Source organism: Glycomyces albidus, assembly GCF_009451885.1.
GTDB lineage: Bacteria > Actinomycetota > Actinomycetes > Mycobacteriales > Micromonosporaceae > Glycomyces > Glycomyces albidus.
On the sequence record NZ_WIAO01000040.1, the window covers coordinates 1 to 13,046 of the forward strand.

Below are 13,046 nucleotides of genomic sequence, written 5' to 3' on the forward strand. Positions count from 1 at the left end.
AGTGAGTCATAGAGGGCCTTCCCGGATCGGCGTGACGTTGTAGCGACACACACCGAACCAGAAGGCCCTCGCTCCATTTCCGCCCGGCTCAGCCAGTGAGGTGTTCACAACCTCCCAAGACAGAACAGCTAGAGGCTGGCCGGCGTGGCGGGCAGCGATGAGCGCCGTGATGTGGCTGCGCTGTTGGGACTTCCACGCATCGGTCTGCTCAGTCCAGAGGCCCTCCCAGCGGACCTCGCGGACCACCCCTCCCGCGTAGAGCGCGCAGCCGATCTTCACCGGCTGGCCATGGTTCGACAGCCATACCGAGGCGTAGCCGGTTCCCGGTCGGGCCAGCAGCGTCAGCTGGTTTCCATTGTCTGTCAACCACTCTCCGAGTACTTCTGACTTGACCGTCCCGGGTTGTGTTGCGGGTTGCGCCATCATCGGTCTCCCTTCATCCGATCGGATGGTTTCGTCTACGCCGCCCTGCCTTGACCTGGTGAAAAACGGCATACAAAGGATGGTGCTTGACAGACAGGGACGTTAGAACTACACAATGGGACGCGAAAAGACGTCCTCCACAACCGAACTCGTCCCTGGGCGGGAGTCCTCATGCCAAACGAGAGATTGAAAGACGCCATGCAGGCGGCGGGGGTTACGCCTGAGGCTCTAGCGGACGACCTTGAAGTCGATGCCAAAACGGTGCGGCGCTGGATCAGCACAGGGCGGACCCCCTACCCGAGGCACCGCTCTGTCCTCGCTGCGATGCTCGACGAGACCGAGGAGTACCTCTGGCCAAGTATCGACACCGCCGAACGGCAGGCGCGTGTCTCGCAGTCGGAGGTGATCTGCACCTACCCGCGTCGGTTCCAAGTTCCGAGTGACCTCTGGCGGAGACTGTTCGATAACGCCACCGAACGGATCGGCATCCTCGTCTACGCGGGGCTCTTCCTGCCTGAACATGATCCCGACCTGATCGACGCGTTGAAAGCGAAAGCGAAGGCGGGAACCAAGATCACGGTGCTGCTGGGTGATCCCGACTGTGAGGCCGTCGCGACCCGAGGACGCGAGGAAGGCATCGGTGACGCGCTCTCCGCCAAGATTCGCAACGTCTTGTCGTTCTACGAGAAGCTGCGGGACACCGAGGGCGTTTTCGTGGGGTTCCACACCGCCACGCTGTACAACAGCGTCTACCGATATGACGACGAGATGCTGGTCAACACCCATCTCTACGGATTCCCAGCCGCCCATGCCCCGGTCTTGCATCTGCGCCGACTCGCTGGTGGGACGCTGTTCAACTCGTACGCTGACAGTTTCGATCGGGTCTGGTCCGCATCTCGTGATGCCTGGACCGGCGGTCATGGAAAAGTGAGGCCATGAGCCGCATTGACCACATCAACAACCCGAACGCTCCGGAGCCCAACAGTGTCGTGCCGTCGACGGTCGCCTTCGTGACCGATGACGAAGGCCGGGTGCTGCTCATCCAACGCTCGGACAATGGTGACTGGGCGCTGCCGGGAGGCGGACACGATCTCGGCGAGCGCATCGCGGACACAGCGATCCGCGAGACGAAGGAGGAGACCGGGCTCGACATTGAGATCATCGGCGTCATCGGGCTCTACACCGATCCCGGCCACCTCATCGAATACGGAGATGGCGAAGTCCGCCAGCAGTTCTCGATCGCTTTCAGGGCCAGGCCGACCGGGGGAAAGCTTGCTACGAGCGCTGAATCGGTTCGTGTCTCCTGGATCGCGCCTAGCGAGCTTGACCAGCTTTCGATCAATCCCTCCATGCGGATGCGCATCGAGCATGGTCTGAAGAAGTTGTCAGAGCCTTACATCGGCTGAACCGGCGGGAACTGGGCCCCAACGCGCTTCGCGACTTCATGGAATGTTCCGACACTTCGGTCGATGAACTGACGGACCACCGAGCCGGGCTCGTAGCGCTGGCGAATCTCTTCAATGCGCTCGTGACCCGAAAATTCCTGTCCGTCTGGGCCGGTAGTCAGGTCGCAGAACCAGAGTAGGTCGGTAACTGGGGAATCCTCCTGATCGAATTCAGCGAGGAGGACGGCATCGAGACCACGCAGCTCAGCTTCCACGACGGCGTTCGTGTGGTGAGCGACGAGCGCTGCTACTCGGCCGTCGAATTCGATCGACCGCAGCCACCGGGCCCCGTCGAGCGGGTGAAAGCCGGTTTCCGCTACGGAGGGCGCGTACCCGACGTCATGCAGTACTGCGGCGGCTACGAGAGCGTGTCGGTCGCACTCAGCGGGCAGCAGAGGGGCGAGGCGTTCGGCCTTCGCGGCTACCGCGGTGACGTGCCTCCACCGGCGCGGCAGCGATTCACTCAGCTCCCGCTCGGCGAGCGCTCGCGCTACGTTGACCACACCCGTCTGCACCCGCCGATCCTAACCATGAGCCCCGTGAGTAGGTAGTTATGGAGAGGATGTGAAGCAGCCCAGGGGGAACGAGGTGGCACCAGCCAGCGGGCTGGACGGCCCGCCCCTTTCTTGCCGCCCTGGGGATATGTGTATATGTCGGGCTGCCCAGTAACCGCACACCATGCCATTGACCTGCACATACGTTGGATAGACGGAGTTCGTCAACGGCTGGGGCAGTCTGCGGTCCTGCCTCGGGGTCGACCTTCAGGGGCCGACCTCCGGGTCCCAATCCCAAACGATCGGCCGATTCGCGATCTCCTCGGCGATCTCGGGCAGCTCCCCGAGAGTGACCGGCAAGTCGCGGCCGAGCACGTTCCAACGCGGATCATCGAAGGGATCGGGGAACGTCTCGGGCCTGGTGAACGTCCGCTCGGCTTGGGTTGCAGAGCTGGCGGCGACGGTGAGCTTGCTGAGGCGGGTATTGCGCAGACGGCTCTCGTCCCACAGCTCGGTGGCCAGCGGCAGGAGGTTCGCCAGTCGGCCGGCGGTAGGAACCTCGATCAGCAGCACCGCCTTTTCATACTGATGGTTCGAGACGTGGTTCTTGTAGCTCGAGACCTTGTCGGCCAGGCGCTGCAGTGTTTCCGTGCCCCTGTCGTGCTCGAACCAGAACCAGAACCAGAGCTGGCGTCCGTCGTTCCAGGTGAGGGTGACGCTCGCGTCGGAGCGCATACCGCTGTAGGCGCTGTATGGCTCGAACTGCCAGTCGACTTCGACATCGTCCCGGAAGCGGGCAGCGCGCATGAGGCGGCAGTAGAACGCGTTGATGCCCTCGGTGTGGGGTCGATGCGCGGAGAGGAAGTGCTGCTGGGCTTTGAACGCTGCGTTCGCCTTGGTTGGAGGCTTCTCATCTGTGCGCAAAGCGTGGAGGTACTGGCCGCGCCAGCCCAGGACGTAGCGGTAGGCGCGGCTGGAGGGGTTGCGCCATCGCGACAGGACGCCCATCTCGTAAAGGGTCAGGAGTCGAGCCGCCGCTGAATGCGCTGAGGGAAAGAACAGCGCCTCCAGCATCCCGGCGGTCATGATCTTGTGGCGTGCGAGGGTCTCGATGATTGCGAAGTCACGCTCCATCAGCCGACCGGCGATCTCATCGAAGTCACCGGTGTTCTTGCCTGGGGTGCGCCTGGCTGCCAAGCTGCACCTCCCATCTGCTCTCGCGCTGAGCGACCTTTATCGAGTCGACCTGTTCAGCGCAGCAGGAGCACTCATAGAGAAAGAACATCGAGTAACCGGTCTTGAAACGAGAGCCTGCGCACCTGGCGTTTACCGGCGTCGTTGCCTTCGGAAGAACGTTCGAGAGGCGGTTACTGCCTTGGAATGCTGGGGGCGGCTACTGGCAGAGCTTCCGTGAACGTGAGCAGAAATCAACTCAGAGTGATTCATGCTGTAAGATGGATGGTCACCAGAGCTGGGTTCGCAATGCCGGTGGGACACCTGTGTGGAACACCGCACCTCATCACTCTTCTTTTGCCTGCCCTTTTCGCGGCGCATCCCGCACCTGACCCGGAGTCGGTTCCTCCGTTCGGAGCGACCTACTCCGGGGTGCTTGATGGCCCCGTGGAGTCGGCCTACGGTGGCATCAACCCGCCGCTACCCCGGTGCCGGGCGGTGACTGCCATGGGTGCCGGAGACATCAGAATCCGCGTGGTCGGAGAACTGCGCGAGGAATTCGACGTTCGATCGCTCGCCGCGACGCTGGTTGACGCTGCCCTTGCGATGGCCGAGCGTGATGACGAGTCCGAACCTGTGGCGGGCCGTACCGATGACGACGATCGGAAGGCCGACAGTTCAGGAGCGAATCCAGCAAGAAGAAGCGAGCGGTGCTGTACCTGCGAGTGTCCTCCCGCAGCCAAGTCGACACCGACTATGACCCCGAGGGGAACTCCATCCCAGCGCAGCGCAAGGCGTGCCTGCGGAAAGCCGAAGAGCTCGGGATGGAAGTGGTCGAGGAGTACGTCGAGCCAGGTCGATCCGCGATGACGATTGATGGGCGACCGAAGTTCCAGGAGATGATGGCGCGAGTCCGGAACAGCGAGGACGTGGACGCGATCGTCGTCTACGCCCGCTCGCGCATGCATCGCGACACCACCGACGCGGCGATCACCCGCCGAGAGCTTCGGAAGCTCGGCGTGCAGTTGGTCTCGATCATGGATTACATCGAAGACAGCTACATCGGCGACCTGGTGGCCGCGATCCTCTACGGCGTCAACGAGTACCAGTCCCGCGCATCTGGAGCGGATGTCGCCTACAAGATGGCCGCGAAGGCATCTCGTGGAGGCATCCCCGGCATTGCCCCGCTCGGGTATCTCAACGTGGGGGAGAGGATCGACGGCCGCGAAGTGCGGACAGTCGCCGTCGATGCCGAACGAGCGCCCTTCGTCGTCACAATGTTCAAGCTCTACGCAACAGGGCGCTACGGCTTCAAGGACCTTCAGCGCGCCGTGACCGAGGCGGGGCTGCGGACTCGCCCGAGGAAAGACGTGCCCAACGGTCGGCCGGTGACCATCGAAACCATCGGCAGACTGCTCCGCGACCGGCGGTATCTCGGCCGAGTCGTCTTCAAGGGCAAAGAGTACGACGGCCGGCACGAGCCATTGGTCAGCCAGGAGTTGTTCGACCGGGTCCAGGACGTGCTCGTCAACCAGCGTGGCGCTGGCACTCGCGAGCGCGTCCACGACCACCCGCTGAAGGGGCTCCTGTGGTGTGCGAACTGCCGCACGCGCTTCTACCTCGACACGGTGAAGAACCGACGCGGCATCGTGTACTCGTACTTCCTGTGCAGTGGCAAGGCGGGCAAGCATTGCCAGACTCCCAGGATGCCTGTCGCGAAGATCGAGGCGGTGGTCGCCGCCCACTATGCGACCTTGAACGTCCCGCCATCGACTGCGGCTGAACTACAGGCTGCCGTCGACAAGGCGCTGCGCGAGAAGGGCTCGCTGTCGGCTTCGCTGAGGCGGAACCTGGAAGCCGAGCACGACCGGCTGGTCAGCCAGCAGGACCACTTGCTCGATCTGGTCGGCAACCCTGAATGGCCGCAGGACCGGCTCGAAGTCAAAATGCGGCGCCTGCGCGATGAGTTGGCAGCGATCGACGAGCGCTTGACCGAGGTAGGCGACGCCAAGGTGGAGCGAGCCGGTGAGGCAATCTCTATGCTGCTGCAACTGTTGGACGATCCTCGGCGGCTGCTGAAGTCTGTGCCGGAGGATTTCCACAAGACCTTCCACAGGTCCTTCTTCAAGCGGCTGCTCGTATACGTCGATGAAGCGACTGGCGAGTCGAAGGTCAGTGCCGACGAGATCCGGTCGCCGTTCACGCCGCTACTGCCCGAACAACGCAGTCATTTGGGGCCCGAAATGACGAACACCGGGCCGTTGATCACGGCCCGGTGTTCGGATAATGCTGGTCTTGCAGGGGCGACAGGACTCGAACCTGCAACCCTCGGTTTTGGAGACCGATGCGCTACCAATTGCGCCACACCCCTTCAGCCCGTCCGGTTGCCCGGCCTGGCCGCAACCATCTTACGTGGCGCGGAAAGGCCGGTGCAACCGGGTTGGGGCCGGTGTCGTGCCTGGTCAGGAGGCCGGGATGACGGAGCCGTCGGCCCAGGTGTCGAGGATGAACTGCTTCACCTCGTCGGACTGGAGGAGTTCGGCGAGCTTCTGGACGTCCTCGTTCTCGGCGTTGGCGGCGGTGGTGACCAGGTAGTTGGCGTACGGGTTGCCCTCGGGCGACTCGCTGTGGAGGGCGTCCTCGGCCGGGCTGAGGTCGGCCTCGAGGGCGTAGTTGCCGTTGATGACGGCGGCGTCGACGTCGGGCAGGGACGCGGCGAGCTGGGCCGCCTCGAGCGGGACGAACTCGAGGTTCTTCGGGTTCTCGGCGATGTCGTCCTCGGTGGCGAGGGTCGCGTCCACGCCCTCGGCGAGGGTGATCAGGCCCGCGTCGGCGAGGAGGGCGAGGGCGCGGCCGCCGTTGGAGCCGTCGCCGGGGATGGCGATCTGGCCGCCGTCGGGGATCTCCTCGATCGAGGCGGCCGACGCGGAGTACAGGCCCAGCGGCTCGATGTGCACCGCGGCGACGGTCACCAGGTCGGTGCCGTTGGCGGTGTTGTACTCCTCGAGGTAGGGCTCGGTCTGGAAGAAGTTCGCGTCCACGGAGCCGTCGGCGGTGGCCACGTTCGGCTGCACGTAGTCGGTGAACTCCTCCACCTCGATCGTCAGCCCGGCGTCCTCGGCCAGGTTGTCGGCGATGAAGTTGAGGATGTCGGCGTGGGGGACGGGAGTCGCGGCCACCACGATGGTGCCGTTCGTCTCAGTGGCCTCGGAGCCGCCGTCGGCACCGCAGGCGGTCAGGGCCAGGGCAGCGGCGGCGGCGACGGAGCCGCCCAGGAGGGCACGGCGATTGAACATGGTCTTCTCCTCAAGGAAAGGTAGTGAGATTGCAGTGCGTTATCGGCGGTCGAGGGTGCGGGCGCACCGGTCGCCGAGGATCTGGAAGAGCTGCACGAGCACGACGAGGATGACCAGCGGCCAGATCATGTACTCGGTCTCGAAGCGCTGGTAGCCGTAGCGGTACGCGAGGTCGCCCAGGCCGCCGCCGCCCACGATCCCGGCCATCGCCGAGTACGAGACGACCGCGACGAGCGTCACCGTGAAGCCGCGGATGAGGCCGGGCGTGGCCTCGGGCAGGACGACGCGCCAGACCAGCGCCGGGGTCGAGGCGCCCATGGAGCGGGCGGCCTCGATGAGCCCCGGCTGGACCTCCAGCAGGGCGCCTTCGACGAGGCGGGCGAAGAACGGGATCGACGCCACCGTGAGCGGCACGATCGCCGCCTCGGTGCCGATGCTCGTCCCGGTGATCAGCCGCGTCAGCGGGACGACGGCGACCATGAGCAGCACGAACGGCGCGCTGCGGCCGATGTTCACGAGGAGGCCGAGCGGCGCGTTGAGCACCGCGATCGGCTTCGGACCCGTCTTCGACGTGACGTAGAGAACGGTGCCGAGCACGAGCCCGCCCACGAGGGTCCACAGTCCCGCCACTGAGACGATGTGGAGCGTCTCCCAGAACGCCTCGGTCAGCAGCTCGACGAGCCGGTCGCGGTTCACAGCGCCACCTTCTCGCCGAGCAGGCGCGCGGCCAGGCGGCGGGCCTGGCCGCCGAGGCGCGAGTCGGGGTCGGCCAGGAGCTCGGGCACCGGCCCGGTCTCCACGAAGCGGCCGGCCTCCATCACCGCGGCGCGGTGGCAGATCCGGGTGATGACCTCGAGCTCGTGCGTGATGAGCAGGATGGTCAGCCCGAGCTCGCGGTTGAGGCGCGCGAGCAGGTCGAGGATCTCGTCGGTGGTGTCGGTGTCGAGCGCGCTCGTGGCCTCGTCGGAGAGGAGGACGGCCGGCTCGGACGCGAGCGCCCGGGCGATCGCCAGGCGCTGGCGCTGCCCGCCCGAGAGCTGCCCGGGGTACGCCTTCGCCTTGTCGGAGAGGCCGACCAGGTCGAGCAGTTCGAGGGCGCGTGCGCGGCGCTCGGCGCGCTTGACCCCCCTGAACCGCAGCGGGAGCGCCACATTGGCTACCGCGTTGCGGTTGGACAGCAGGTTGAAGTGCTGGAAGATCATCGCCGTCTGTGACCGGGCGGCGCGCAGTTCGCGGCCCCGGAGCGCGGTCAGCTCGCGTCCGGCGACCTCGACGGTGCCCGCGTCGGGGCGGGTGAGGAGGTTGGCGGTGCGTAGCAGCGTCGACTTGCCGGCGCCGGAGCGGCCGAGGATGCCGAAGATCTCGCCGGGCGCGAGTTCGAGGTCGACGCCGTCGAGCGCGGTGACGTCGCCGAAGCGTTTGGACACGCCGGACAGGCGGATGCTGGGACTGGAGTCCATGGTGAAGGAGGTTCGCTTTCGCTGTGGGATGTCGCCGCTTCGGGGCGCGGCGCTACGGGGACCCTCAGCAGGCGCACATTCGACAGCACGGCGCCGCGGCGCGCTGGGCGTCGCTGAAGCGTCCGGTGTGCTGCGTGTTCATAGCCTAGAAGTCAAGCAGGAATTCGTGCCGAATCCAAGCGGCTGTGACGAACGCCGCGTCATCGGAACGACACCGAGCTGAGATAGGGTTCGGCCATGACTGTTGCGACGATTCCCGCCCCGGCGTTCGCGATCGAGCGGTTCAAACTCGCGAACGGCCTGCGGGTGGTCCTCGCGCCGGACCCGGGGGCGCCCGTGGTCGGCGTCGCCGTGGTGTACGACGTGGGGATGCGCTCCGAACCCGAAGGGCGCACCGGTTTCGCCCACCTCTTCGAGCACATGATGTTCCAGGGGTCGCACAACGTCGGCAAGGCCGAGCACATGCGGCACGTCCAGTCCGCGGGCGGCACCTTCAACGGCTCGACCCACATCGACTACACCGACTACTTCAACCTCCTCCCGTCGAACGGCCTCGAACTGGCCCTGTTCCTGGAGGCCGACCGCATGCGCGGCCCGGCGATCACCGAGGAGAACCTCGCGAACCAGGTGAGCGTCGTCAAAGAGGAGATCCGGGTCAACGTCCTCAACCGCCCCTACGGCGGCTTCCCGTGGATCAAGCTCCCGCCGGTCATGTTCGACACGTTCGCGAACGCGCACGACGGCTACGGCTCCTTCGTCGACCTCGACGCCGCCACCGTCGACGACGCCCGCTCGTTCTTCGACGCCTACTACCCGGCCTCGAACGCGGTCCTCTCGGTCGCCGGCGACTTCGACGTCGAACAGGCCCGCGAACTCGTCGAACGCCACTTCGGGAACGTCGAGGCGCGCCCCGCGCCCGTCCACCCGTCGTTCGACGAACCCGACCTGAGCGCTGAACGCCGCGTCTCGTACGTAGACGAGCGCGCGACCCTCCCGGCCGTCGCGGCCGCCTGGCGCGTGCCCGACCCGGTCACCGACCTCGACGCGTTCCTGCCGTACGTCGTCCTCGGCGAGCTGCTCACCGACGGCGACGCGTCCCGCCTGGTCGAACGGCTCATCCACGCCGACCGCACCGCGACCGCCGTCGCCGCGCACTGCACCTTCATGGCCGAGCCGTTCGCGTCCCGCGGGCCCACGGTCATGCTCGTGCAGGCGTTCCTGCCGCCGGGCACCGCCGTCGACACCGTGCTGGGCACGGTTGACGAGGAGCTCGCCCGCGTCGCCGAAGGTGTCGACGAGGAGGAGCTCGACCGCGTCAAGGCCCGCGTCGCCGCCCAGCTCCTGCGCGGCGACGACTCCGTCATGGGCCGCTCGCGGCGCCTGGCGACCGCCGAGATCTTCCACGGCGACGCCGCCATGTCGCCCCGGTTCGCGGGGCTGCTCGGCGAGGTCACCGCAGAGTCCGTCGCACAGGCGGCCGCCGCGCTCACGCCGCGGCGCCGCGCCGTCCTCGAAGTCGTCCCCGGAGGAGCTCAGTGACCATCCCCGTGCCCGGTCTCGCACCGGAGGTCCCCCTGTCCCTGCCGGTCCCCGTCGAGCGGACCCTCCCGAACGGCCTCCGGGTGCTGCTCACGCGCCGCCCCGGCGTCCCGCTCGCCGAAGTGCGCCTGTCGATCCCGGCCGCGCACACCGACCTCGCGGCCGCCGACCTGCTCGCCTCGACCCTGTTCTCCGGGACCGAGACCGCGTCCATGACCGAGATCGCCCGCCGCCTCCAGGGCGTCGGCGGCGCGCTCGGCGCCGGCGCCGACCCGGACCGGATCGCCGTGTCCGGCAACAGCCTCGCGACCGGGCTGCCCGAACTCCTCGAGACCCTCGGCGACATCCTCAAGGCCGCCGAGTACCCCGAGGCGCCGTTCGAGGTCGAGCGCTCCCGGACCATCGACGGCCTCTCCGTCGCCGAGCAGCAGCCCGACTTCCAGGTCAGCCGCGTCCTCGACGCGCGCCTGTGGGGCGACCACCCGTACGGGCACCAGCAGCCGACCGCCGCCGAGGTCGCGGCCGTCGAACGCCAGGCCGTGCTCGCACTGCACGCCTCGCGCGTCCACCCCGCCGGCGCCCGCCTCGTCATCGTCGGCGACATCGACACCGACGCGACCGCCGCCGCCGTCGAGAAGGCCCTCGGCGACTGGAACGGCGCCGGCGAGCCGCGCGCCATGGAGCCGCTTCCGGGTTTCGAGTCCGGCCCGATGATCCTGGTCGACCGGCCCGGCTCGGTCCAGTCCGCGATCCGCGTCGCCTACCCGGCGGTCGCCCGCACCCACCCGGACAACGCCGCCCAGCACCTCACCAACCTCGTCTTCGGCGGCTACTTCACCTCGCGCCTGGTCATGAACCTGCGCGAGACGAAGGGCTACGGGTACTCGCCGCGCTCGCGCGTCGACCATTCGCCGGCCGGCTCGGTCCAGCTCGCCGCCGTCGACGTCGCCACCGAGGTCACCGCGCCCGCGCTCGCCGAAGTCCGCGCCGAACTGCGCGGCATGGCCGAGAACCCGCCCTCCGAGGAGGAGCTCGGCCTCGCCCGCCGGTACGCGCTCGGCTCCATCAAGCTCGCCACCGCCACCCAGGCGGGCGTCGCGAACTACATCTCCGTCCTCGCGGCCGCCGACCTGCCGCTCTCGTGGCTCGCCGAGCACTCCGAACGCCTCCGCGAGGTCACGCCCGCCGACGTGCAGCGCGTCGCAGCCGAGCGACTCGACCCCGACCGCGCGGTCACCGTCGTCCTCGGCGACGGCGGCGAGATCCGCGGACCGCTCGCCGAGCTGGGGGAGATCGCGGCGCCATGATGCACCCGCCCCTGGCGATCGACGAGGTCGACCGGTACGCCGCGCACCGCGGCGACGACGAATGGCTCGCCGAGGCGTGGCAGCAGGCGCAGGTCGTCGTCTGCGACCCCGAGCGCGAGCGCATCGACGCCGACGAGGACGGCCTGCGCTACTACGACGCCGCCTCCGCCCCCGAAGGCGAACGCGTCTACCTCGGCGGCGAGCACCCGCCGGTGTTCGCCGTCTTCGCCGACCTCCCCGACGGCCTCCCGGGGCGGTGGATCAAACCGACCTGGGCACGCCGCGACCTCGCGATCGCCGTGGAGGCCATCGGGATCGGCCACTGGCACGCGACCTACCGGTTCCACCCGACCACCGGCGAGCCGCTGCGCGCCCGGATGGGCGGCTGGGAACTCGCGGGCGCCAACGGCCGCCCCGTCTTCCCGCGCACCGACCCGGCCGTGATCGTCCTCATCGACGACGGCGCCGACCGCGTGCTCCTCGCGCAGCACCAGCGCTACGGCCACGTGAAGCCCGCGGTGGTGCAGAACACGATCGGGGCGGCGGCGCAGTCCACCCGCACCGGCCGGTACGCGTGCATCGCCGGGTTCGTCGAACCGGGGGAGTCCGCGGAGGCCGCGGTCCACCGCGAGGTCGCAGAGGAGGTCGGCATCCGCCTCGACCGCCTCGACTACGTCTCCAGCCAGCCGTGGCCCTACCCGCGCTCGCTCATGCTCGCGTACCGGGCCACCGCCGACGCCTCGCAGCCGCTCGCGCTGCAGGCCGAGGAGATCGCGGACGCGCGCTGGTTCACCGCCGACGAGGTCCGCCGGATGTGGGTCGAGACGGCCGACTCGACGCCGAGCGCGGTCGGGATCTCGGTGGCGCGCTTCCTCATCGAGAACTGGCTCGACGAGGGGCATTAGGACCGGCCACCGGGTCCGGCCACCAGGACCGGCCGCTAGACCTTCGTGATCGCGGCCGCTTCGGCCGCCTCCTCCGCGTCGGCCCGCTTGGCCGAGACCGCGCGCTGCGCGGTGAAGACCCCGGCGATGACGACGAGGCCGCCGATGATCTGCGGCACCGTCAGCGCCTCCCCGAGGAGCGCCCAGGCCGCGAGCGAGGCCACCACGACCTCCGCGTACCCGATCCCGCCGGCCACCGGCGCCGACACGAACCGCAGCCCGCTCAGGCCCAGGCCGTACGCGACCGCCGTGCACGCCACCAGCGCCGCGGCGCTCACCGCGGCGGTCATCTCGACGCCCCCGAGCACCACCTGCGACGACAGGGCCGCCCAGTCCAGCGCCCACGGGGTCGCGAGCGGCGCCAGGGCCGCCGCGCCGACCGCGAAGCCGACCGCGAGGAGGATCCGCACGTCGACCTTCGCGGTGAGCTTCTCGCCCGACAGGAAGTACGTGGCCTGGCAGGCCGCGGCCGCCGAGCCGGCGACGAGGCCGACCGCGTCGAGGCGCAGCCCCGACCAGACCTCGACGACGATGCACAGGCCGATGATGCTCAGCAGCACGCCGATCACGGCCGAGCGCGGCAGGACCGTGCGCCGCACGAACCGCACCCAGGCCGCGACCACGATGGGGCCCATGAACTCCAGGAGCAGCGCGATGCCGACCGGCAGCCGCTCGACGGCGATGAAGTAGAACGCCTGCACCGCGGCGATCGCGGTGAGGCCGAACAGCGCGAGGGCGCCCCACGGCAGCCGCGTCCCGGCGCGGAGCGTCCGCACCAGCGGCACCGCCGCGACCGCGATCGCGAGGACCCCGACCCCGCAGACGCGCAGCCACGTCACCTGAATCGGGGTGAGCCCGGCCTGGATGACCACTTTGCCGAACGGGCCGCACACGCCGAAGAACAGCGCGGCGGCGAGGACGAGGGAGACGCCGAGGGCGGCGCGGGGTGAGGTCATGGCAGGGCT

General features: G+C 68.3%; 12 protein-coding genes, 1 tRNA gene and 2 pseudogenes. 6 read left to right on the forward strand and 9 right to left on the reverse strand.

Annotated elements, in window-relative coordinates; genetic code table 11:
* Nucleotides 1-6: 6 nt before the first annotated feature.
* Complete coding sequence (locus GFD30_RS22460) at nt 7-423, reverse strand: hypothetical protein (protein WP_153027406.1); 417 nt, start codon at nt 421-423, stop codon at nt 7-9.
* Nucleotides 424-594: 171 nt separating this feature from the next.
* Between GFD30_RS22460 and GFD30_RS22465 the strand changes: the two genes are divergently transcribed.
* Nucleotides 595-1,362 carry an XRE family transcriptional regulator gene (locus tag GFD30_RS22465; protein ID WP_153027407.1) on the forward strand — a complete coding sequence of 256 codons (768 nt, stop codon included), beginning with the start codon at nt 595-597 and terminating at the stop codon, nt 1,360-1,362.
* Nucleotides 1,359-1,829 (forward strand): NUDIX domain-containing protein, encoded by a 471-nt coding sequence (locus GFD30_RS22470; protein ID WP_153027408.1) that lies wholly within the window; start codon nt 1,359-1,361, stop codon nt 1,827-1,829. The genes GFD30_RS22465 and GFD30_RS22470 overlap by 4 nt, the downstream gene beginning before the upstream one ends.
* Here the strand turns inward: GFD30_RS22470 and GFD30_RS22475 are convergent.
* Together GFD30_RS22475 and GFD30_RS22480 are read right to left on the reverse strand one after the other, a co-directional pair.
* On the reverse strand, nt 1,817-2,383 hold the full coding sequence (locus GFD30_RS22475) for an HD domain-containing protein (protein WP_322633514.1): 567 nt from the start codon (nt 2,381-2,383) through the stop codon (nt 1,817-1,819). The two genes, GFD30_RS22470 and GFD30_RS22475, sit on opposite strands and share 13 nt — an antisense overlap.
* A 246-nt stretch (nt 2,384-2,629) precedes the next feature.
* Entirely contained in the window at nt 2,630-3,559 is a 930-nt protein-coding gene (locus tag GFD30_RS22480) for a replication-relaxation family protein (protein ID WP_153027409.1), read from the reverse strand.
* Nucleotides 3,560-4,260: 701 nt separating this feature from the next.
* Between GFD30_RS22480 and GFD30_RS28320 the strand changes: the two are divergent.
* A pseudogene (locus GFD30_RS28320) lies at nt 4,261-5,220 on the forward strand (recombinase family protein); the annotation flags it as partial.
* 99 nt (nt 5,221-5,319) lie between these two features.
* Here GFD30_RS28320 and GFD30_RS22495 read toward each other — a convergent pair.
* From GFD30_RS22495 to GFD30_RS22515, 5 genes and pseudogenes are all read right to left on the reverse strand, one after another.
* Nucleotides 5,320-5,649, reverse strand: coding sequence for a hypothetical protein (locus GFD30_RS22495; RefSeq protein ID WP_153027410.1), 330 nt, complete (start codon nt 5,647-5,649; stop codon nt 5,320-5,322).
* 184 nt (nt 5,650-5,833) lie between these two features.
* Nucleotides 5,834-5,906 (reverse strand) — tRNA-Trp (locus tag GFD30_RS22500).
* A 91-nt stretch (nt 5,907-5,997) separates the two neighbouring features.
* On the reverse strand, nt 5,998-6,831 hold the full coding sequence (locus GFD30_RS22505; RefSeq protein ID WP_153027411.1) for a MetQ/NlpA family ABC transporter substrate-binding protein: 834 nt from the start codon (nt 6,829-6,831) through the stop codon (nt 5,998-6,000).
* A 39-nt stretch (nt 6,832-6,870) separates the two neighbouring features.
* Complete coding sequence (locus GFD30_RS22510; RefSeq protein WP_322633515.1) at nt 6,871-7,527, reverse strand: methionine ABC transporter permease; 657 nt, start codon at nt 7,525-7,527, stop codon at nt 6,871-6,873.
* A 53-nt stretch (nt 7,528-7,580) separates the two neighbouring features.
* Nucleotides 7,581-8,291: pseudogene (locus GFD30_RS22515) on the reverse strand (methionine ABC transporter ATP-binding protein); the annotation flags it as partial.
* 237 nt (nt 8,292-8,528) lie between these two features.
* On the opposite strand from GFD30_RS22515, the gene GFD30_RS22520 reads away from it, so the two are divergent.
* From GFD30_RS22520 to nudC, 3 genes are read left to right on the forward strand one after another with little or no spacing between them, the layout of a single operon-like run.
* Entirely contained in the window at nt 8,529-9,830 is a 1,302-nt protein-coding gene (locus GFD30_RS22520) for a M16 family metallopeptidase (protein ID WP_153027413.1), read from the forward strand.
* Nucleotides 9,827-11,137: a M16 family metallopeptidase gene (locus GFD30_RS22525; protein WP_322633516.1), complete on the forward strand. Its 1,311-nt coding sequence runs from the start codon at nt 9,827-9,829 to the stop codon at nt 11,135-11,137. Before GFD30_RS22520 ends, GFD30_RS22525 begins: the two co-directional genes overlap by 4 nt.
* Nucleotides 11,134-12,042: an NAD(+) diphosphatase gene (nudC, locus tag GFD30_RS22530; protein WP_153027414.1), complete on the forward strand. Its 909-nt coding sequence runs from the start codon at nt 11,134-11,136 to the stop codon at nt 12,040-12,042. Before GFD30_RS22525 ends, nudC begins: the two co-directional genes overlap by 4 nt.
* Nucleotides 12,043-12,077: 35 nt before the next feature.
* Here the strand turns inward: nudC and GFD30_RS22535 are convergent, their stop codons facing one another.
* The gene (locus GFD30_RS22535) at nt 12,078-13,037 is read right to left on the reverse strand and encodes an EamA family transporter (protein WP_153027415.1); all 960 of its coding nucleotides are present in this window, start codon (nt 13,035-13,037) and stop codon (nt 12,078-12,080) included.
* Nucleotides 13,038-13,046: the final 9 nt, after the last annotated feature.

What these genes read in the sequence shown, in the direction of transcription:
- GFD30_RS22505 (WP_153027411.1), bottom strand. Translation starts at nt 6,831, where the DNA reads ATGTTCAATCGCCGTGCCCTCCTGGGCGGCTCCGTCGCCGCCGCCGCT.
- nudC (WP_153027414.1), top strand. Translation starts at nt 11,134, where the DNA reads ATGATGCACCCGCCCCTGGCGATCGACGAGGTCGACCGGTACGCCGCG.
- GFD30_RS22470 (WP_153027408.1), top strand. Translation starts at nt 1,359, where the DNA reads ATGAGCCGCATTGACCACATCAACAACCCGAACGCTCCGGAGCCCAAC.
- GFD30_RS22520 (WP_153027413.1), top strand. Translation starts at nt 8,529, where the DNA reads ATGACTGTTGCGACGATTCCCGCCCCGGCGTTCGCGATCGAGCGGTTC.
- GFD30_RS22465 (WP_153027407.1), top strand. Translation starts at nt 595, where the DNA reads ATGCCAAACGAGAGATTGAAAGACGCCATGCAGGCGGCGGGGGTTACG.
- GFD30_RS22460 (WP_153027406.1), bottom strand. Translation starts at nt 423, where the DNA reads ATGGCGCAACCCGCAACACAACCCGGGACGGTCAAGTCAGAAGTACTC.
- GFD30_RS22535 (WP_153027415.1), bottom strand. Translation starts at nt 13,037, where the DNA reads ATGACCTCACCCCGCGCCGCCCTCGGCGTCTCCCTCGTCCTCGCCGCC.